Here is a 20,026-nt window from a genome sequence, read left to right on the forward strand (position 1 = left end):
TTTCGCATTCGTTTGCTCCTTCGAAAAGTTGAGCAAACTCTACATCAGAGCGAGGGAAGTTTCGGGGGGCAGGTCAAATGTCGGTGCCTCAACGCAATCAGATCGAGCACCCAGGGAGCGAAAGATGAAGATATATGTGACCCTCAGCTACCTTTGTTCGGTTTCCGCTATGGGGGTCGCAACATGCTGTGTTCTTCCAATGGTCATGATGTTGTTGGGCTTGGGTGGCAGCTGGTTGGCGGTATTCGGAAAAATAGCGGCGGCAAGCTATTATGTTCTTGGCATCTCAACAGCGCTGGTCGCGGTTTCGTGGTTCGTATCGCATCGAAACGGGACGTTAGTAAATCTGAAATGGTGGCTTACCGGAAACAGTGCGATCACCGTGTTGGCATGGGCCATCGTGTTCAATGAGGTTCAGATCAACGACTATCTAATCATGCAGATGTGAGACAATGACAAAACAAACTGTGGTGCTCGATAGCGCTTTGACCTGCCCTGAGTGTGGGCACATAGAAACCGAGAAAATGCCAACCGACTCGTGCCAGTGGTTTTATGAATGCAAATCATGCGAGGCAGTCTTGAAACCGTTGGAAGGAGATTGCTGTGTATTTTGTTCCTATGCAACTGTTCCGTGTCCGCCAATTCAGTTAGGAAATCACTGTTGTGGTTAAGCGGGTCGCAACCGCAACATCCGAGAGAGATGTTGAGTGTCCGCATTGGCTCGTTCGCCAAAGTTTGCGAAGTCGGGTTTATGCGCGTTGCCGTCATTGGGGCACCGCGCTGCATCGGTCAAAGCGGGCTCGAAGTGGTTGTTCTCTGCGGTGCATGTCGTGGCTGATGGCAGCCCGAAACGGACCTTCGACGCTGAGCTTTACTAATTCAACTGCGCGGGACGGGAGCTACCATTGATGCGAATGGCTTGAACGTATTGAGCGCTTCGCCACGGCGACAATGAAAGAAAGAATTTGACTGCTAAAACCAAGGCGGTTGAAACAACACTCTTAAAGGAAGCAGGCGTCACCGCACACTTTCGGGCAAACAGGCTTAACCCAAGGTGTTTCCGGTGATGAAGGTGTACGAACTTTCAACCAGATCGATGACGACATCCAACTCTTCTGGTGTGGTCGGTGTATATATCATGACAAAGCCGCTCCACCCAAGACGTTGCTTTGCCCAAGGGTGAGCTACGGCCCAGCCTGCCTCAATTGCCCGTCGCGCCAATGAGGGGTGCAGCGAAGCGTGCAAACTGCCATTAGGATGCATATGCGCAAACTCAAACCCACCGACGATAGAGCTCGGTTGAGACAACAACATGTCGGGATCAAGCTGAAAACCAACTGCGCCAGGAAGTGATATGCGTGTTGGACCAAGTGTGACCCCCGGGAATTGCGCAACACGCTCCAGCAATAGCTGGGCCAATTCGGCATTAATTTCGACACCAATCTGAGTATGCGGTACGCCGCTTGTTGTTTCAGGACGGGGCGAGGTGCGCTCCGGCAAGGAGCGCTCTTGTGCGGATACCATCGGGCACATCAATGCCACCGCCGTTACAGCAACCGCCAATGTTCTCAGGTACACATTCATCGTTTTGACCATCCGCCAAAATTAAAGATTGAGTGCTCAGCGCCGTATCTGTGCCCTTGCACACATCATTCAGCTTTTAACGCTTCGATATTGATCAAGAGTTCTATTTCGTCGCTCACCGCAGGTGCAAACGCCCCAAGTCCGAATTCAGACCGCACGATGGTCGCCGTCGCTGCCAGCCCCAAGGTCGGGGTGCCCTCCTTTGCACCAAACGGGTATGGTGCTAACTTATTGAGCGTCGTTGCCAGAACAACAGGTTTGGTGATGCCGTTCATGGTCAGGTCGCCAGATATATTCGCGGTATTGTCCCCGGTCACTTCGATGCTGGTTGAGGCGAATGTGACTTCGTCACCGTCACTCGCGCTGAAGAAATCGTCAGACATGAAGTGTTGCAGACGGGCGTCCCAGCCCGTGATCATGGATTTTACAGGCATAGACACTGTGACAGATGACCCAGACGGATCATCTTCGTTGAACTCTATCTCACCGCTAAAACCTGAGAACATTCCAAACGTTTCTGAGAACCCGATGTGGTCGTAGCTGAACAATACCTGACTGTGTCCAGGTTCCAGCTCGTAAGTGCCGCTCTCGGACAATGCGGTTGTCGCTCCCATCGATAAGAGTACCGCCAGCGGGGTTGCTGCCACTTTGAACATTGATACGCTCCCATTTTGACAAGACGTGTTCGCGGAATCGAGTATTGAGCTTTAGTTTTTAGCTGGCCATACTTATAGAACAAAATGTTCTACAACGCAACAAGATGTTCTATAGGAGGGGCGATTGAAAGAAGATCCCAGGCTGATCGCCACACGACAGACTGCGCTTGATGCTGCGCAAAAGATACTGATGGATGAAGGCGTGCTGCACGTAACTCATGGCGCAGTTTCAAAGGCAACGGGCATTTCGCGCAGTACACTTTACAGGCATTGGTCAGATGCGCGTTGCCTGCGTGATGCAGCGTTCAGGCGCATCGCAACACCGCCGAACATACCGCCCAAAACCGATGGCCCGCTGCGATCTGACCTGCGCTGGTTACTCGGTGTACTGATGGGAGCCTTGAATGACACACCATGGGGCCAAATCGCGCCTCAGGTGGTCGCTGCTGCGTCCAACGATGCAGAGGCGCGGTTGGTGATCACTGAATTTATGAAAGACAGGTTCGCAAGTGTTGAAGCAGTATTTGCAGCCGCAATAGGCCGCGGTGAGGTCACCGCCGACGTTCCGGTTGACCAACTCATAGAACTAGCAGTCGCTGCACCTTTTTTCCGCAAACTCATACGTCACGAGGCACTGGACGAAGATTGGTTGGACAAACATGTCGATCTGCTTTGCAGTATAGCGAAAACCAATTCGGAACGTTGAATATCGCCTAAATTTGTAAACAAAGCGACTACGATACTTAGCAGTTTCCAAGATCGCGATAGGGCTACAGTCGCCGCTAGACATCAGCACGTCGCCTGAACACCTTTGGGCTTCGTTACGACAACCCCCTCACGAGTGGTTCATTAGTCTCAAACCATAGCTCAGTTTAGGTTTGCAGCCGCCATCGGGTGTTGCGCCGCATCTGCACTGTATCGGTTTCAGTTGGCGACACCAGCGGCCCATAGCGGCCGTTCGACCTGGTTCACCGACGCTGCAGTGCGGCCCGCCTTGCCGACATTCGCCGCGCGTGCAAAATCTGAAGCCGCTCGAACTCACATAACGCGGACATAGCGGCCACCCGCATTCTTACTCCCAAGGACCGCAGTCAGCTCGAAGCAGAAGGCGAAAAAAGCGTTAAGACAAAGGAAAGCTGACCTTCGACGACCCAGAATCCCTCAAAACTGTCTGACGACGGACAACTAGTCGGCGTACACGAGTACAAAAATCTAATCCCGAGTAAGTGTAATTGCGACGTAGCCTACAGATTGACCGGTAGATTATGGTCGTGCCGGTGATCTACTGGAACGCAATTTCAATTGCGAATAGTGCTATGGCTGTGTTCCCTTGGCCGCATAGAGACGAAGCTGAATAAAGGAAGAGTGGTGGTACAGGCACAACTCATAACATTACGATCTGTCATGCTGGCGATGGCGGCCATACAGTTGGTGACGGCGGCTTCCGGTACTCTAGTGGCTCTTTATTTTGCCGAAACAGGAGCCTCACAAGCAAGCGCTGCCATCGCATCCGCTTCATACTCGCTAGGCTTCCTGCTTGGCTGCTTCTTTGCTGCCGGGCCTATCTCCAATATCGGGTATATCCGATCCTTCTCAGCAGGGGCTGCGATATCTGCCGGGTCCGCGCTTGTGTTTTCGCTCACCGAGTTCGAGCCTGCCTTGTTCTTCGTTCGCCTTATGACCGGCGTGGCGACAGCCGGACTATTTGCGATAGGAGACTCATGGATAAATGAGGCTGCGGATAAGGCGTCACGTGGCCGTTTGCTGGCAATCTATGCTGTTGTAATGGGGATCATGTCAGTCTCCAGTCAAATCGTCATCGTTCTGGCACCCGACGATTTGGATAGGGCGTTTGTTCTGGTCACTTTGCTGTACTGCTTCGCAATCGTTGTGATCGCCGCAACGCGCACAACCCCGCCAGAAATCAAGTCGAGCGCAAACGTTAGAGTGTTGCCCCTTTTAAAGGAGGCACCAACGGCTATGACCGGTGCTTTCGCGGTAGGGTTCGTGCAAATATCGGTCCTGAGTATAGTACCCTACCGACTGTCCGTTCTTGGAGTAAGCACAATTGATGTGGCCCTCCTAATCGGCGCAACGTACTTGGGACGCATTCTCCTACAATTTCCCCTCGGAAAACGTTCTGACAGCACGGACAGACGGCGTGTCATATTCGCTGCGTCTTTGTTCGCAACGGTAATCTTGCTGGGGCTCAGCTACTTTGGAACCGGTGATGGAGTGGCGTTTCTGCAAACTTCTGCACAGTATTCAATTGTACCTTTTTTAGTGATCTCAATATTGCTCGGGGGTAGTTTGCTCACGATTTATTCGCTTCTCGTGGCGCATGCGCTGGATCGGAGTGCCCCTGTGTTTGTGTCTTCCAGCGCGGTCACGATGCTTCTGTCCTATACTATCGGCAGTGTTGTGGGTCCGTTGTTCGTGAGTTTCGCCTCAGGAATTGCAGGTGATGGCGCTTTGGGTTGGATTTGCTTTGTCGTTATGGCCTGTTACACCATCTACGGGGCCTATCGCATCAAAACTGTCGAGCCGGCATCGCGGGCTGAAAAAGCTGAGCGGCCCATCGTAAATCAAAACAGCCTCGAGCTAGCTCCCGCAGCGAAAAGATAGGCTCTTTCCCTAATCCCGCTGGGTATTAAGGTCAGTTCTACAGTACGAAGCGGAGGTCAACTGAACCCTGCATAGAACCGGCATCTCGATAGGGAAACTTTAGTTCTTGAGGCGAGCCTTTACCTGAACTTTCAGACCCGGGATCAGGATTATTTGTGGATTTTTGAGCTTTGCCCACACGCGCAGGTTGCCATGTTCATCCAACTCATTGTCGGTCGAGGTTATTTCTCCAGACTCTTCGAATACCGTACCATTGGGCAGGATCACGTAGACATTTAGCTTCTTAAGCAGCTCAGGCATAGACACTGGTGAGACGCTCTGAAGTTCAATGAGTGTGTCATAAGGCTGAAGATACGAAACCAGTACAGTGTTCAGGTCCAAAATCTCTGCAAGTGGCCGACGTGTTTGCGTTTTCAAATATGCCCCCAGATCATGCTTCGGGGCAACGATCCAGCCGGAAGCCTGCGCTTCGATTTTGGTTGCAGACAGAATAACCTGTGCTTTCTTTAGCTTTGCCTTCGCTTCCCTCAACGCGACTTCGGCGAGAGCAAGCGCCTGTTTGGTCTCCTGTTTCCTTAACATTGTAGCAGCGCCAGTGCCCGCTAGCGAAGACGTACGCTTTGCCGATTCGCGTGCGATTTCCAGTTCCACCTCTCTCCGCCGAACCTCATTATCAGCGAGTTCGACGTCCAATTCAAAGGTCTGCTTTGCGAGTTCAAAAAGCACCTCACCTTTCTCTACGCGTTGCCCGTTGATGAAGTTCACACTAACCAGCGTTCCGTTAATACTGTTCGAGACCTGTGTGCGCTCTCCAGCTTCGACGACACCTTCGAAGACCTGCCGTTCCAAAAGTTCGACAACCTCATCAAGTTCGCTTGCGGTCACCTGAGAGGAGCTAAGCAACGCCATGGAGACGGCTGCAACGAGTGTGCCGAAGAATTTTGAGCAGTTCACGGAACACTTGCTACCTAAAAAATCCATTTGTCTTTTGACCCCTATTGCAAAAGCGATAAACACACAGATCGCGACATTCCGTGGGAACATGTCAAATTATTCTACGAGCACACCCAACCGTCTTCTGTTTCGCTAGTTTTTAACGACGCAGCTGAAGCTATCCGGTTTATTCGGATCGCCACTCCCATCGTAAGTCACAGTGGCTGGGTGCGCACAGATTATGCGTCCTTCACCGGTTGGTTCTTGACTCACAAGATTGACAAAAGGTGCATCCAGTTGGTCAGGTGCGTTGTCTGAATCTAACCACTCTTCCAGCGCAACGATATAGTTGGTGCCATCAGGCCCAGGTCCGCCTTTGCAATGTGTCACGCCGGGGCGAACAAACAAGCGCACATCATCGCGGGCGGAGGGGTCGTACTCAAGCACCCGTTCGTAATAGTCGATAGTTCCGTGGGCAGACAGCGACCCGTCCATCCAGCCGTTGTCAATAATAAGCTTGCCGCCATTGGCCCGGAATTCCGAGAGGTCGGGATTATCCGCATCAAGCGTTGGGCTTAGACGCGCAGCATGGTGTGCAAAATCTGAGAAGTCGTAGCCATCGTAATTCCAGTCAGCATCGCCATAAAAGAAGTTCTTCATCATCTGCGTTGCAAAGCCCCAAGTGGCGTTTGGTATCGGGGGCTCCTCGTATGTCTCCTCGCCTCCTTCGCCCGGATGAAAGTCGATTTCAGCACCTTCGACGTAGCCTCCGGTCGTCCAAAGCGACCAACCCAACGGGCTACCCGGCAACTCAGCGCCCATCGGCATGCCGGGCCAAGACGTTCCTCCAAACTCGACTTCACGATATAGGTCTTCTGCCACCCGGACTTGTTCTGCGCTCAGGCACTGATTGGCCTCGCTGTCACCACATAGCAGGCTTGAAACCTCGAAATCACATTGTCGAGGGTCATTTAGTATTCCGTCTTTTAAGCCATCAAGTGCGTCGCACTGGTCCATAATGGCATTCCCGAGAAGTGCTTGCGCCTCGGTATCGATCACTGGCGTCGAAATCTGGTTTGGATCAGGGAACATGTTCATGGCGTCAAAAGTCCACCGGCCAGCCATCTCCTTTGTCCAGGAGTAGGCAGGTGCCCCGGCATAGATGCCGTCGAAAACGTCCGGTGACCGCTGCGCGACCATCAAAGCCTGACCACCGCCACGGGAGCAGCCGAAGAAAAGGTTTCGCTGACTTTCAGAACCGTAGTAGTCCGCGATGATCGCTTGCGCTGTGACAGCAGTCCGATGCACAGCCTGAAAACCAAAAGAGACCTGCCGCTCCAGGTTATTGAGAGCCCAAGAAGCCACGATGTTGCTTCCCTTGTGCCCTGTGTCAGTTGCGACCGTCGCCCAACCATCTTCCACAACCCGATATAAATCGTTGGCCGCGTTGTCAAAGTTACCGGCATACCCGCCGCTGCCACCCATAATGAACTTCCCATTCCAGTCGTCAGGAAGAAGCAATTCAAATTCGGTTTCAGTACCAATTTTTCCAACAATACGACAATGTTGGGCTGGTTCAATCAACGCTTCTACAGATAAAACGCTCATATCAGGGGCACTGGGAACTCCGGTCAAGCTGCACTCACCGGCGGTTGCGGTAGCCGCCCCCGTTGTGAGCGCAGCCATCATAAATCCTAAGAGCATACTTGGTCTTTGGAAACCGTCCAAAGCTTTAAAAAAAACGCGCATCCGGATTCCCTTCATGCATTCACTTTTTAGAGTATGTCCGACCGTACTGCCCGGAAAACCGAACTGTCCAGAGAATCTTGGGCCGGGAAGGGACCACTGCCTTTGAACAAGTGAAAGTGGATTATCATCATGTCAGGCCCTCTTTCTGGCGAAGAACCGCGGTTTAGACGGACTGTTTTCTTTGGTCAGCGCTGAACTCGGTCGGTTTGAAACTACCTACGTTTGTGGAAACACGAACATATAAGGCATTCTCTCGGTCGACCTGTGACAAAGGCGCATTAGCTTACTCAGCGCAAACGTCCGCCTTGGGCTCGGGTAACCAAATTCCCTCAAGACGTGAAAGCCTGCTTTCAGGAAACGGCTCTGAGTTTGCAAAGTCCGCTTCCTGCACATTGCTGTCATTGGGGCATCGAGCAGCGTCGGTCAAAGTCGGACTCGGAGTCGCCTTTCGCTGCCTTTCACATTAGTGACTGGAGGCAGCCCACAGCGGACATTCACAACCGACTTTGCAGTTTCCGAGAAGCGGACATAGCACCAATTCGCTGCGTTTGCTCGAATGTCGGCAATTTGGCCAATGCTTTGGTTGGAACCACACCTTCAGCGCGGCTTCCGAATTTTGCCGGTCATTCGCAAGCCATCACGAATGTTCAGTCCCATCATCGTGAGGTTGGCCGCCCCGGCGATCAGTTCAATCACCTGAACCGCATAAAATATGCTGTCGATTTCGCCAGCAGCGGCCTTACCCGCCAGAAACCAGGCTGCGGGTAGAAGGATCAGCAAACCGTTCAGCGCGATGATTGGCATACGGGTCTTCTTCGCGCTCGTCAGCGCATCCTTGCGTTTCCGGGCCATTGCCATGCCCGATCCGCCAGCAATGGCCATTGCCGGGATGAGAATAAACATGCCTTTCAGGATCAACGCCTTGACGGTTGCGACTGTTTCATGGCTCGCAAAGAGCTCGCTCGTGGCCGTTGATGTCCAGAAGAGGAGGATCATCACAAAGCCGATGCCACCCGCGATGGCGTGAATCTTTGTTTTCATAGCGGTTCCCTCAAATTGGCTTATGGAAAGGGCTTCGTCAGGCAGTGCAGCAATTCGGCACCGCAACCTTCTCGAACAGATGGGGGGCGGTCACAGCGCTTGAGGGATAGTGGTTGAGCTGTTGCTGAAACTCGGGGTTTGAAAACGCGGCGCGGAAGTTCGCAACGGACTCCCAGACCGCGTAGTTCAGGTACATGCTGCCATCACCAATTGCCTTATGCAGTTGGGTACTGATGTAACCCGGCTGCTTTTTCATCCATTGGGCATCGCTCTTCCAAGCTTCAACCAAGGCGACTTGGTCAACGGGATCAACTGTGAAGAGATTGACGAGAACGACGGGTCCAGCGTCGATGCCCAATTGCCGTTCAATGGGAAACTCGGGGTCGAGGGGTTTGAAACTGACCATTTCGGTACTCCTTGAAAGCAACTTCATTTTGGTGTCATGTTGCCATACTTAGGAAGCATCAAGCACAATGACAATATGTTGTCAAACAAAATGAGGAGCCGACATGACGGATGCGCGAAGGACCGAAGAAGGAGAAGCCGTGACAGCGTTGATACTGGATGTGTTTCGGCTGAACGGTCGATTGCAGCTTGCTGGTGATCGCCTCGTATCAGAACTCGGTCTGACAAGTGCCCGATGGCAGATCCTTGGCGCTATTGCTTATTCTGATCGGCCGGAATCCGTTGCCTGGCATGCACGGACGATGGGTGTTCACCGGCAGGGCGTACAACGGATCATCAATGAATTGAGCAAAGAAGCCATAGTGGAGTTTCAGCCGAACCCACACCACAAACGCGCGCATCTTGTTGTTCTGACCCAAAAGGGACAGAAGTTGTATGAGGCCGCGATTGCGAGGCAAATCCCATGGGTGAACGAGCTCTCGGAAGGCCTGTTGCCAGATGATATTGCGACAGCGCAAAATGTTGTTGACCGTCTCAAAACACGTCTCGAAGAAGCCTCAACGCGACAAGATCATAGCCCGACCCAAAGCTGACGCTCATGGAGAGCGCAGCATCGGTCATTCTGGGCTCTTTCCAGACCTCGGGGACGGCGCAGCATCTTGCTATTATGTGATCGGGTCAACGTCGGGTTGTCGCTCCGGGAGGGTATGGCGGATCGGAGGATTAGTCATGGAAACACCAAACTTACCTGCCATTCGTGCGCTTCGGCCTGCTTGGAACAAGGGCCGTATCGACGGCCAGAAGCGTCCACTGAAACCAAAACATGTCTGGGCGATCGGGGTTCGCTTGGAGCTAGCCGAAAACCATCGTGACCTCGCTCTCTTCAACATGGCGATCGACAGCAAACTTCGCGGCTGTGATCTCATCCGGATGCAGGTGGTGGATGTCATGGCGTCTGGCCAAATCAAGGAACGCGCCTCAGTTCTGCAAAGCAAAACACAAAAACCTGTTCGCTTCGAGATTTTTGAAGGCACTCGGGCATCGGTCGCGAAATGGATGGAAGACCCGCTGATGATCGGATCTGAGTTTCTTTGGCCGGGCCGATTTCACGAACGCCTCCATATTTCAACGCGGCAGTATGCTCGGATCGTGCGGGATTGGGTCGCTTCGATCGGGTTGGAAGCAACGGCCTATGGCACTCATTCCATGCGACGGACCAAGGTAACCCAAATATACAAGAAGACTGGCAACTTGCGCGCCGTTCAGCTCCTGCTTGGGCATACCAAGATGGACAGCACGGTCCGATACCTTGGCGTCAAACTCGAGGATGCACTCGCTATTGCTGAAGCGATCGAAATCTGACGATCTGGGCCGCCTTCAGAGGGCGGCCCATAGCGGATGAGGTGGTAGGCTCCTGCTCCACCGGCATCGAATGTGCCAAAGAGCAGTTGTTGTCGACTGCGAGGGAAACGCCCGTCTGTGGATTTCCGCGATGGCTTCGATTTCTGAATGGTTCATAGTTCTTTCCTATCTTTGGTTCATTTGTGCGCGAACGGATTGGTTCCCCAAATGCGTAATCCGGTAAGGGCTGCCATTTTTTGATTTGATGAAGCGCTTGTCCTTGAGACGTTTGAATACGTCCATCGTGCAGGCAGAAAAGACAAAGCCGTCACGGGTATAACACTGAACAGATTGTACCTTTCCGTTGTCAGCTCGCGCGTATTTTATCTCACCACCTAAGGCGAGTTCATGCAAAACACGTTGCTCGTGCTTTGAGATGTTCATTGGGATGTCTCGATTTTAAGAAAGTACAGAAACAGGACACTCAGCGTCGCGCGTGAGTGTGCCCATCAATGTTGGTGTTCCTGAATGTGCTTCGCCAGGAACGGGCGTTAGGCCCGGGGCTCTTTCATAAAATCTCCATAACAAGAGGCGAACTGCCTCAAGCGTGCGACGCACTTAGTCTTCGGTCCAGGAATCGTCAATATGTTTGCGTCAAAATTATTTTCATGAAATCCGGAAAAACCGACACTCGTCAGAGCTGCAGTATTTGGCCACGAGGGCTCTTTCCCGCCGTTCTCTGTATCGAGAACCAATGCAAGCTTTACGGAATTGGCAGAGTTTCTGTACTTGGTGATCAAACATGCAACTCAACTAGCTGGATGAGATTTCCACAGGTGTCGTCAAAGACGGCTATCGTAGCGCCGCCAGCCTTCACGGGAGGTTGTGTGAACTCGACACCAGCTGCCTCTAGTTTGGCAACCTCGACCTCAATATCATCAACGCTGAATGCCGAAACGGGAATACCATCGGCCATAAGCGCCTCCTGATATGCGCGCGTTGCAGGATGCACGTTCGGTTCTAAACCCAATTCTACTCCTTCGATCTCTTCCTTGGACGCCAATGTCAGCCAGCGATGTTCGCCTAGGGGGATGTCGTGCTTCACAACGAACCCGAGTTTATTCGTGTAGAAATCGAGAGCTTTAGACTGATCATCAACAGCAATGCTCTTTATGTACATTTTCATTTGGCGTCTCCTTTTGAGAACAGTTCGACCCAAGGGTTGATCGCATCGGCAATTGGCGCCGCCACCCGTGTGTGAATTTTTGTGCGCCCTCGCCATGCCGTGGTGATTAGACCTGCCTGCTCCAGCGTATTCAGATGCCTTGTGATACCTTGTCTGGATATTGTGACTGAATGCTCTTCGAACAGTCGTGCGCAGAGTTCGAAAAGCGTCTGTTCGTCACGCTTTCTCAGCTCATCAAGGATCAACAACCGGGTTGTGTCCCCAAGCGCGTTGAAAAGAATGCTAATCTGCGGATCGAACTGTACGCTCATGCCCCATAATGCAACGATATTGTTGCATGTCAAATCGTACGGTCATTCCTTTCAGTAGATGCAAATGCTCGCTACAGGCTCGAAGGCGACCTCGGGGGCAGCGTAGTATCTGTTCGGGTTAGTTTCGGGTGGCAATATCAGCTGCCCAAAGCGGCCATTTGACCACACTGTTGGTTGCTGCCAGGCAACTTCGCAGACGCGGATATTGGGCTTTCTATCAAACAGTATCGTGGATGTTCAGATAATTGAGTTACCAGCTTTCTCGTTAACGATCTCGAGTATCCTGTTTCTTTGGATTTTCCCCGACGGCCCCTTAGGAAGATCAGGCAAGATATGAACTTCATCGGGTGATTTGAAACGACCTAATTGGGCTTTGCAAATCTTCGACAAATCCAAAGGGGTCAATTCAGAACCTTCGCGAATTTTGACAGCCGCCTCGACGGTTTCGCCATAGCTGGCACAGGGGCGTGCAAAAGCTGCAGCTTCAACAACGTCGGGGTGGGAATAAAGCGCCTCGTCGATCTCGCGCGGGGCAATGTTCTCACCGCCCTTGATGATCAACTCCTTCAGCCGGCCAGTGACAAAAACGTATCCGTCCTTGTCCATGCGGGCGAGATCACCGGTGCGCAACCAGCCTTCGGCGGTAAATGTATCAGCTGTCGCTTCGGGGTTCTTGAGATATTCCAACATGACGTTCGGTCCGCGAATTACCAACTCGCCTTCTGTTTCGCGTGATACCGGCTGGCACTGTGCGTCGAAGATCGCCGCTTCATTGCCGAAAGCAATACCTGGAGACCCAATTTTACGGATGCCTGGTGGCAATGGGTTGGACAATATCTGTGCAGCGGTTTCCGTAAGCCCCATGGTCTCGACGATCGGGATTTGGAACCGGTCTTCAAACGCACGCTGCACGTCTGGTGCCAGCGCAGAAGATGCAGAACGCCCGAAACGCACATGCTGGCGGGTTTGGGCATCCGGCTTGGTGTCAGAGTGTAGCAGGTGAGAAATGATGGTGGGCACGACTGAAAACCAGGTTGCCTCAACCTTACTCAGATTGTTCCAAAATCGGCTGGCCGAAAATCGGTCACACACGGCCAATGATCCGCCTGAAACCAGCGTTCCGATGACCGTCACACACAGTCCGTTGATATGGTAAATCGGTAAAACGCAAAACCCGCGATCAACCTCGGACAACTCATGCGCAACTGTAGTCGTCCAACCCCCTGCCAGCAGGCTGGAATGTGTGTGGACGACGCCCTTGGGGCGCCCGGTAGTTCCCGAGGTATACATCAACAGCGCATGACTATCGGAAGAGATACTATGTAGTTTACCGTCGGCATCGACGGCATTTGCAGCTTGCAGCGCCGTGATACTGGCTGGATCGGCTGTTCGCTCGAATAACTCCGTTTGTCCGGGATGCACAAAACCATACCGTGCGCCACTGTGTTCCAGCGCGTAGGCTACGGCGTTGTCGCCCGCAACAAGGTTAATCATCGTCGCCCGAAATCCTCCGTAGAGAACGCCGAAAAGGACCTCAAGCGCCTCGCGGCTATTGGGGTAGAGGATGGCAACGCTTTCGCCTTTTGCTACACCTAAACCGGTTATCATGACTGCGATGCGGTGGGCTGCTTCGCGCAATTCACCCCAGCTCAGGTCCGGTGCCCCGTCCGGGAAAACGAAACCGGTTCCTCCCTGACTTGCCCTTTGGTTCAGCCAGTCGCGGACGGTTCCTTTGGGCGGTTCCATCATTGTCCAGCCTCCGACCAGTAACTGCCGAACACTTCGTCCAGCCCAGGTTCGCGCGGCGATGTTTCACGCACGATTTTGGTGGTTTGGACGAAATGCCGCCAATGCAGGTTGGTGTCGATAGAATTCCCCCCCCAGCTGCCGCAGCCCATCGAGAGGGAAAAGGGCAATCCGTTGGTAAAACTGCCGCCAGTGGCAAATGTATGCGCTTGATTTACGATGACCCGGCAGGTGGGTAAGTCACGACCCAACTCAACTGCACGCGTGTCATCGTCGGTATGTATACCAACCGAATGCCCCGCCCCCTGATGCGCTAGAATACGGGAGGCGGTGGCCTTCGCGTCTTCGAAATCTGCGGCGCGATAGAGTGCTAAAACCCGGCTGAGTTTTTCCCCGGATAAAGGATGGTCCGGCCCTATTCCGTCCGTTTCCACGGCGAGAAACTTGGTTCCGTCGGGTACTTTACCCGCCATCCCCAAAGCTTCGAGCATCTTGTCGGCATCCTGTGCAATGACCGAACGGTTGAGATGACCGTCGGGCCAGAGCCGCGCGACGATGTCACTTGCACCGGAAGACGGCACCAATGCACCGCCCTCAGCAGTCATCGCCGCGACAAAGGCGTCATAGACCGCGTCCACCAAGATCACCGAATTCTCAGAGGAGCACGAAGTTGCGTTGTCAAAGCATTTCGAGGCAGCAATCTTGGCTGCTGCTGCTTGCAGTTCAGCAGTCTCATCCACGATCACCGTGACGTTTCCGGCACCAACGGCAACCGCAGGGGTGCCACAGGATTGCGCGCGGTGGACGTTGTTTTGACTGCCAGTGCAGATCACCCGATCAACTGTTTCCATCAATCGCTGTGTCTTGGCCTTTGACCCGGGCGCCGGGATCATCTGAACCAGATCGTGATCCAATCCCAGTTTGTCGAATTCTGTGTGTATATAGCCAATCAGCATCTCGCAGGACGCCACGCCTTTGGGCGACGGTGCCACTACGATGGAATTGCCGCCTTTGAGTGCGTTGATGATGTTATTCGCGGGTGTCGCGGCTGGGTTGGTCGACGGCACAACCGCGCCGATCACGCCGATAGGGCGAGCAATCTCGCTAATACCGGTAGTCGGGTCTTCGTTGATGATGCCATGGGTTTTCGCGTCAGCGATATCACGCAACAGACCGAGTGTCTTGCGGTGGTTCTTCGTGATCTTGTCGGGAACATTGCCCAGACCGGTGGTTTCGACAGCAGTCTCGGCCAGCGTTCGATTGCGAGTTGGTTCCATAATGGCCCAACCCACCGCCAGTGCCGCTCTGTCATATAGCACCTGACTGCCTCGGGCTTCAAAGGCTACCTGAGCTGTACGCGCTCGAGCTACGATACGATTCACTTCGGCGATTTCAGGGGCAATCTCGTCCTGAGCGTTCATCTTGTTCCTCGATTGGTTGCTCGGGGCGGACCGACTCCGCCCCGATGGGAATGTCCGGATCAGAGACCGGCAAGCAATTCGTTCAGAGTCTGCTGGCGTTGCGCCCACATCTCGATCACTTCGTCGCGTGTCATGATGTGCATGGGCGATCCACCTGCTTCCATCTTCTTGGCGACACGTGAATTAGCGAACATTTCAGGCACTGTGGCGGCCAGTTTCTCGATCACCTCAGGAGGTGTTCCCTTGGGCACCATCACTCCCCGAAAATTGACCGACGAATTATCCACGTCCAGCCCCTGTTCCTTCATCGTTGGCACGTCCGGCAGGAATGTGCTGCGCTCCAGGTCTGCAACGCCGAGGATTTTAACGTTGCCCGCCTCTTGCGCGCGGAACGCATCGGACAGGTTGTTGATACCGCCCAAGACTTCACCAGCGATCACCGCTTTCATGGCGGCCGCTCCGCCACCTTTGGTAGGGATGTAAGCCATCTTGGTTCCCGCGGCCTTGTCGATCTGCAGGGCGGCAATGTGGTGGCCAACAAAAAGACCCGCGCCGGATACGGTCAGCTTTCCGGGGTTTTCCTTGGCATAGGCGACGATGTCCTCCATCGAGTTAAATTCACTGTCGGCACCAACCACAAACACAGCCGGATCAGCGCCCCAGTTTGCAATGGGTTCAAAGCTGTCAGTCGAATATTCCACACCACCCTTGATCGACTGGGCGATGAAATGCGGAACGTTATAGGCCGCCAGCGTATAGCCATCCGGATCGGCCTGAGTTGCAAACCAGTTCCAACCAACACGTCCGCCCGCTCCGGGTTTGTTGATGATGGCGATGGGCATGCCCAGCGCATCCTCGTTCCCTGAGGTCATGGTGACAATCCGCGCCTGAAAATCGGTCGCGCCACCTGCACCGTAACTGACCATCATCATGATCGGTCGTTCGGGGTATTCCTCGGCCAGCGCCGCGCCTGTCAGGCTCATAAGGGCCAATGCGGCCCATGCAATCATTCGTTTCATTTGCGTTTCCTCCCAGATTAGGTTCAGCCACGTCGCTCGCGTGGTCAGAACAGAATTTCCTTTGGCGTGTAGACGTTCAGCAGCATGGCAAAGAGCCCGTACATCACCGCCACAAAGACCGCTGTAATGATCACGCGTTTGATCCAGCTTTTGGCTTCGCTGTGCGGGGCGGGATCGTAGATCGACAGCAGAATGAAAAAGGCGATAGTTGTTGCGGTGTAGAAACCCAGCGACTTGGCCACCCAGAAGACATAGATCAATGTGATGATCAGACCGGGCAGCATGTTTAGGAACATCTTGCGCGTTACGCCGGTTCCGACCTTGGACAATCCCATCACCGCCTTGCCAAATGTCCAGCCGGCCAGAACCACAAACACGGATGCGATCAGACGCGGGAACAGGAATGCCTCGGCGGGTTGCTGGGTGTAACTGACCCAGGTCACCCAGAGACCAACCGCAAAAACCAGACCCGACCCGAATATGTGCTGCGAGCGATTCATGCCTGCGCCTCCTCTTTGGTGGTGTAGCGACGGTGGCGCAATTCCATCCAGACCGAGTATGCGATCGAGGCCAGCACGACCGCGATCAGCAGCAGGTTCAATCCACCGGTCAGGAAGTACAACGCCTTGCCGACGGTGGCGTCAGCGATCATTCCACCTTGGATAAAGTTCGCCTCGGCAATCGGCCCAAGGATCAGTCCCAGAACCAGTGGCGCAGCGGAAAAGCCAAATCGCTCCAGAAAGAACATGCCAATGCCGAGGCACGCCATGACATAGACATCACCCATCGAACCCTGCACCGAATAGGCACCAAAGACCGACAAGGCCAAAACGATGGCGGCCATAACCGATTGCGGCACCTGCGCGACGCGTGCTGCAAGGCCAGCAACATAAAGACCAAAGATGCACATCAGCACCTGCCCGATCAGCATGGAATTGATAAAAGTCCAGGCAACATCAGGGTGATTGTCGAACAGATCTGAGCCCGGGAAAATGCCATGGATCAGCAATCCACCCAATAGAACGGCGGCAGTCGGGCTGCCCGGGATCGAAAGCGTCAGCAATGGTACCAGAGACGGGCCGACCATCGCGTTATTGGCGGATTCTGCGGCGATAACACCCTCAGAGTGACCTGTGCCAAACTTTTCCTTTTCGGATGAAAACTTCTTGGTTTGATCATAGGCGACCAGCCCGGCGATCTGTCCGCCCACCCCCGGGATCAGACCAATGATTGAACCGGTCAGCGTGCCAATGCTCAATGCCCGTGTTCGGCTGAACAGTTCCCGAAAGGCTGCAAGGATCGAATGGCGTTGAACTTCTATCACCTCAGCACCGTCCGTTTGGCGGCCCTTGGCAAACATTGTCAGCACCTGCGGGATCGCGAACAGACCGATCAGCGCGGCAATGATGTTGATGCCTCCGCCAAGTGCGGGATGAAAAATGAACCGCTGCGCGCCCATGATGTCGTCGAACCCGATGGTGGCCAGCCACAACCCTATACACCCCGACAGCAGACCTTTGACGACCGAGGCGGAATCCAGCGTTCCGATTACAGTCACCCCAAGGATGGCCAGCCAGAACAAATGCGAGGGGCCAAAGGCCAGCGCCCATTGTGCCAGAACCGGGGTCAGAAAGATCAACAGCAACACGCCAAAAATGCCGCCCACGGCCGAGGCCAGAAACGACAGTTGTAACGCACGGGCACCTTCGCCTTTTTTGGCCATGGTATGGCCGTCCAGAGTGGTGGCGATATTGGCTGGCGCCCCCGGGATTTTAAGCAAAATGGCGCTAACCGCACCGCCTGCCACGGTCGACGTGTAGGCAGCGCCCAGCAAGATCAGCCCCTGAGCCGCTTCCAATTGGAAAGTAAACGGTATGAGGAGCGCAACGGCCATTGTGGGCGACAGTCCCGGGGTCGCGCCCAGGATCAGGCCTCCGATCGTACCGCCCAACAGCAGCATAAACGACAACGGCGTGAACACATCTCCGAAGTAATAAATGAATTCCATTCAGGGCCTCCCAACCCGTTGGTTCATACTTTTACTTTTGTTGACAAATCAGGGTAGGCGATGAAAATAGTATTGCAAATGTTTTCATAAATTCGACCAAGCGGGAGGATATTATGGCTAATTTACAAAAGGGTAGAGTGGATATTGTGGCGGTTGCGAAGGCCGCAAATGTTTCACCGTCCACAGTTTCGCGCACCTTCAATCACCCAGATCTGGTAAACCCTGCGACTCGCAAAAAGATAAACAGGGCTATTCAGAGACTGGGCTATATCCGAAACCGAGCGGCTCAGACGATGCATGGCAAACGGTCGGGAACAATCGGTCTTGTCGTGCCCACAATCAACCACGCTATTTTCGCCGAAGTCATCCAGGCTTTTTCGGATTCGATAGACAAAGTCGGGTTCAGCCTTTTGTTGGCATCGCACGGGTATGATCTTGACCGGGAATACGCGATGGTTCGTAAGCTGCTGGAACATCGCGTGGACGGGGTGGCGCTAGTCGGATTAGAGCATTCAGACGCCACTGCCCGTTTGATCGAACAGCAAAAAACACCGGCACTTGCGATTTGGAATTACGCACAGGATTCCTCCCTTCCTTGTGTTGGTGCGGACAACCGGTTGGCTGGGCGTCTTGCGACAGAGCACCTCCTGGCCTTGGGGCATCGAAACATTGGACTGATCTTTCCTAAAACCGATGGCAATGACCGTGCGCAGCATCGGCTTTCTGCGGTACATGAAGCGCTGGCTAAAATGGGTGTTTCCGTGCCAGACGAGCATGAATCTGAAACCCCCTACAGTGTCTCTCAGGCTAAGCAAGCAGCCATAACTCTTTTGACGGAACAATCTCGCCCTACGGCATTGTTGTGCGGAAATGACGTTATTGCACAGGGCGCATTGTTTGCGGCCCAAAGCCTTGGTTTGAAGATTCCCGATGATCTGTCGATCATTGGAATCGGGGATTTTAAGGGATCTGCGGATGTTGAACCGGGACTTACTACAATTCGCATCCCTGCGGAAACCATCGGAAAGCTCGCAGGCGAGAGGTTCACTGACTACATTACATCAGACGACCCGGCGCCCTTTAGAATCTGCTGCGAATTGGAGCGTGTCGTTAGAGGAACAACAACTCTGGCTTCGATTGGATGTGTCGCAAACTCTGGGGTATAGTTGACGAGCCTGGGTGATCTGAGGTTTGGGCATTGCCAACTTGTTTGCACGCGGCTGACGACGGTCTGGCCTGCGTCTGTCAGGCGGTCATTTCGAGAGCGTAACCATCCCAGAGGCCGAAAGCATCGGTTCTGGCGTGACGGTGTGAGACGATGGAGAGTTGATAGCGGCGGGGTCGAAAGACGGTGTTGATCTGGTCGTGAGCGGCAAGAAACCTTTGGGCCTGTCTTAGAGATTTGAAACGGCCCATCAGCTTCTCACGTTTTCGAGTGGGTCTGTGTGATCCTTCGATCCGATTGTTCAACCCTTTGTGTGCTCGGTGATCCGCGCCCGGTGCAAGATCGCGGATCGGCTTGAAATAGCTTCGCAACTTATCCGTGATCACAACACGGGGTTGGCCGAATTGTGAAATCAACCGCTTCAGAAAGCGCCGGGCTGCCTTAGCACTCCGCCGTGGTTGGACGAGGATATCAAGAGTATCTCCGTTCGCATCCACGGCCCGCCAGAGCCAGCATTTCCGACCGTTGATCGGGATGACCACTTCGTCCCAATGCCATTTGTCGGCGGCGGCTGGCTGGTCTCGCCTGATGCAATTCGCGAAATGGCCGCCAAAGCGGTTGACCCATTGCCGGATCGTTTCCCGACTGACCGTTACACCGCGTTCCGCGAGCAGATCTTCAACATCGGCAGTGCTGAGCGCAAATCGGTGGTAGACCCAGACGGCATAGGCGATGATCTCACGCGGAAAACGAAAGCCCTTCAGGCGAGGCATCTTGGACAGCATCTTCATGCGTGAGGCCTAACCAGTTCAGTACGCGCAAACAAGTTGGCAATG

Annotated in this window: 22 protein-coding genes; 7 read left to right on the forward strand and 15 right to left on the reverse strand. The window is 53.7% G+C overall.

Annotated features, from left to right (window positions below):
• Window positions 1-124: 124 nt before the first annotated feature.
• A complete protein-coding gene (locus Q0816_RS19980; protein WP_298853952.1) occupies window positions 125-448 on the forward strand; it encodes a hypothetical protein in 324 nt (107 codons plus the stop codon).
• A gap of 4 nt (window positions 449-452) precedes the next feature.
• Window positions 453-671: a GDCCVxC domain-containing (seleno)protein gene (locus Q0816_RS19985; protein ID WP_298853954.1), complete on the forward strand. Its 219-nt coding sequence runs from the start codon at window positions 453-455 to the stop codon at window positions 669-671.
• Between the two features lie 373 nt (window positions 672-1,044).
• Here the strand turns inward: Q0816_RS19985 and Q0816_RS19990 are convergent, their stop codons facing one another.
• Together Q0816_RS19990 and Q0816_RS19995 are read right to left on the reverse strand one after the other, a co-directional pair.
• Window positions 1,045-1,584 (reverse strand): luciferase family protein, encoded by a 540-nt coding sequence (locus Q0816_RS19990; RefSeq protein WP_298853956.1) that lies wholly within the window; start codon window positions 1,582-1,584, stop codon window positions 1,045-1,047.
• Window positions 1,585-1,649: 65 nt separating this feature from the next.
• On the reverse strand, window positions 1,650-2,240 hold the full coding sequence (locus Q0816_RS19995; RefSeq protein WP_298853959.1) for a YceI family protein: 591 nt from the start codon (window positions 2,238-2,240) through the stop codon (window positions 1,650-1,652).
• A 124-nt stretch (window positions 2,241-2,364) separates the two neighbouring features.
• On the opposite strand from Q0816_RS19995, the gene Q0816_RS20000 reads away from it, so the two are divergent.
• Together Q0816_RS20000 and Q0816_RS20005 are read left to right on the forward strand one after the other, a co-directional pair.
• On the forward strand, window positions 2,365-2,946 hold the full coding sequence (locus Q0816_RS20000) for a TetR-like C-terminal domain-containing protein (protein ID WP_298853961.1): 582 nt from the start codon (window positions 2,365-2,367) through the stop codon (window positions 2,944-2,946).
• A 662-nt stretch (window positions 2,947-3,608) separates the two neighbouring features.
• A complete protein-coding gene (locus Q0816_RS20005) occupies window positions 3,609-4,865 on the forward strand; it encodes an MFS transporter (protein WP_298853963.1) in 1,257 nt (418 codons plus the stop codon).
• A gap of 99 nt (window positions 4,866-4,964) precedes the next feature.
• Here Q0816_RS20005 and Q0816_RS20010 read toward each other — a convergent pair whose 3' ends face one another.
• From Q0816_RS20010 to Q0816_RS20025, 4 genes are all read right to left on the reverse strand, one after another.
• Complete coding sequence (locus Q0816_RS20010; RefSeq protein ID WP_298853965.1) at window positions 4,965-5,909, reverse strand: efflux RND transporter periplasmic adaptor subunit; 945 nt, start codon at window positions 5,907-5,909, stop codon at window positions 4,965-4,967.
• 42 nt (window positions 5,910-5,951) lie between these two features.
• Window positions 5,952-7,484: a tannase/feruloyl esterase family alpha/beta hydrolase gene (locus Q0816_RS20015; protein WP_298853967.1), complete on the reverse strand. Its 1,533-nt coding sequence runs from the start codon at window positions 7,482-7,484 to the stop codon at window positions 5,952-5,954.
• A 660-nt stretch (window positions 7,485-8,144) separates the two neighbouring features.
• Window positions 8,145-8,588, reverse strand: coding sequence for a hypothetical protein (locus tag Q0816_RS20020; RefSeq protein WP_298853969.1), 444 nt, complete (start codon window positions 8,586-8,588; stop codon window positions 8,145-8,147).
• 37 nt (window positions 8,589-8,625) lie between these two features.
• On the reverse strand, window positions 8,626-8,994 hold the full coding sequence (locus Q0816_RS20025) for an antibiotic biosynthesis monooxygenase (RefSeq protein ID WP_298853971.1): 369 nt from the start codon (window positions 8,992-8,994) through the stop codon (window positions 8,626-8,628).
• A 103-nt stretch (window positions 8,995-9,097) separates the two neighbouring features.
• Between Q0816_RS20025 and Q0816_RS20030 the strand changes: the two genes are divergently transcribed.
• Together Q0816_RS20030 and Q0816_RS20035 are read left to right on the forward strand one after the other, a co-directional pair.
• Entirely contained in the window at window positions 9,098-9,586 is a 489-nt protein-coding gene (locus tag Q0816_RS20030; protein WP_298853972.1) for a MarR family winged helix-turn-helix transcriptional regulator, read from the forward strand.
• Between the two features lie 136 nt (window positions 9,587-9,722).
• Window positions 9,723-10,355, forward strand: coding sequence for a tyrosine-type recombinase/integrase (locus tag Q0816_RS20035; protein ID WP_298853974.1), 633 nt, complete (start codon window positions 9,723-9,725; stop codon window positions 10,353-10,355).
• Between the two features lie 165 nt (window positions 10,356-10,520).
• Here the strand turns inward: Q0816_RS20035 and Q0816_RS20040 are convergent, their stop codons facing one another.
• The 8 genes from Q0816_RS20040 to Q0816_RS20075 form a co-directional block, all read right to left on the reverse strand.
• Window positions 10,521-10,778 carry a YjhX family toxin gene (locus Q0816_RS20040; RefSeq protein WP_298853976.1) on the reverse strand — a complete coding sequence of 86 codons (258 nt, stop codon included), beginning with the start codon at window positions 10,776-10,778 and terminating at the stop codon, window positions 10,521-10,523.
• A 352-nt stretch (window positions 10,779-11,130) separates the two neighbouring features.
• On the reverse strand, window positions 11,131-11,520 hold the full coding sequence (locus Q0816_RS20045; protein ID WP_298853978.1) for a VOC family protein: 390 nt from the start codon (window positions 11,518-11,520) through the stop codon (window positions 11,131-11,133).
• Window positions 11,517-11,831, reverse strand: a complete 315-nt coding sequence (locus Q0816_RS20050; RefSeq protein ID WP_298853980.1) for a helix-turn-helix domain-containing protein — start codon at window positions 11,829-11,831, stop codon at window positions 11,517-11,519. The genes Q0816_RS20045 and Q0816_RS20050 overlap by 4 nt, the downstream gene beginning before the upstream one ends.
• Before the next feature lie 237 nt (window positions 11,832-12,068).
• Entirely contained in the window at window positions 12,069-13,580 is a 1,512-nt protein-coding gene (locus Q0816_RS20055) for an AMP-binding protein (RefSeq protein ID WP_298853982.1), read from the reverse strand.
• Complete coding sequence (locus Q0816_RS20060; RefSeq protein ID WP_298853984.1) at window positions 13,577-14,998, reverse strand: aldehyde dehydrogenase family protein; 1,422 nt, start codon at window positions 14,996-14,998, stop codon at window positions 13,577-13,579. Before Q0816_RS20060 ends, Q0816_RS20055 begins: the two co-directional genes overlap by 4 nt.
• A gap of 59 nt (window positions 14,999-15,057) precedes the next feature.
• Complete coding sequence (locus tag Q0816_RS20065; protein WP_298853986.1) at window positions 15,058-16,017, reverse strand: tripartite tricarboxylate transporter substrate binding protein; 960 nt, start codon at window positions 16,015-16,017, stop codon at window positions 15,058-15,060.
• A gap of 44 nt (window positions 16,018-16,061) precedes the next feature.
• Window positions 16,062-16,517, reverse strand: a complete 456-nt coding sequence (locus tag Q0816_RS20070; RefSeq protein ID WP_298853988.1) for a tripartite tricarboxylate transporter TctB family protein — start codon at window positions 16,515-16,517, stop codon at window positions 16,062-16,064.
• Window positions 16,514-18,025: a tripartite tricarboxylate transporter permease gene (locus Q0816_RS20075; RefSeq protein ID WP_298853990.1), complete on the reverse strand. Its 1,512-nt coding sequence runs from the start codon at window positions 18,023-18,025 to the stop codon at window positions 16,514-16,516. Before Q0816_RS20075 ends, Q0816_RS20070 begins: the two co-directional genes overlap by 4 nt.
• 113 nt (window positions 18,026-18,138) lie before the next feature.
• On the opposite strand from Q0816_RS20075, the gene Q0816_RS20080 reads away from it, so the two are divergent.
• Complete coding sequence (locus tag Q0816_RS20080; RefSeq protein ID WP_298853992.1) at window positions 18,139-19,191, forward strand: LacI family DNA-binding transcriptional regulator; 1,053 nt, start codon at window positions 18,139-18,141, stop codon at window positions 19,189-19,191.
• Between the two features lie 79 nt (window positions 19,192-19,270).
• Here the strand turns inward: Q0816_RS20080 and Q0816_RS20085 are convergent, their stop codons facing one another.
• Entirely contained in the window at window positions 19,271-19,981 is a 711-nt protein-coding gene (locus tag Q0816_RS20085) for an IS6 family transposase (protein ID WP_298853994.1), read from the reverse strand.
• Window positions 19,982-20,026 lie beyond the last annotated feature (45 nt).

It is taken from the genome of uncultured Ruegeria sp. (assembly GCF_947497005.1).
Classification (GTDB): Bacteria; Pseudomonadota; Alphaproteobacteria; order Rhodobacterales; family Rhodobacteraceae; genus Ruegeria.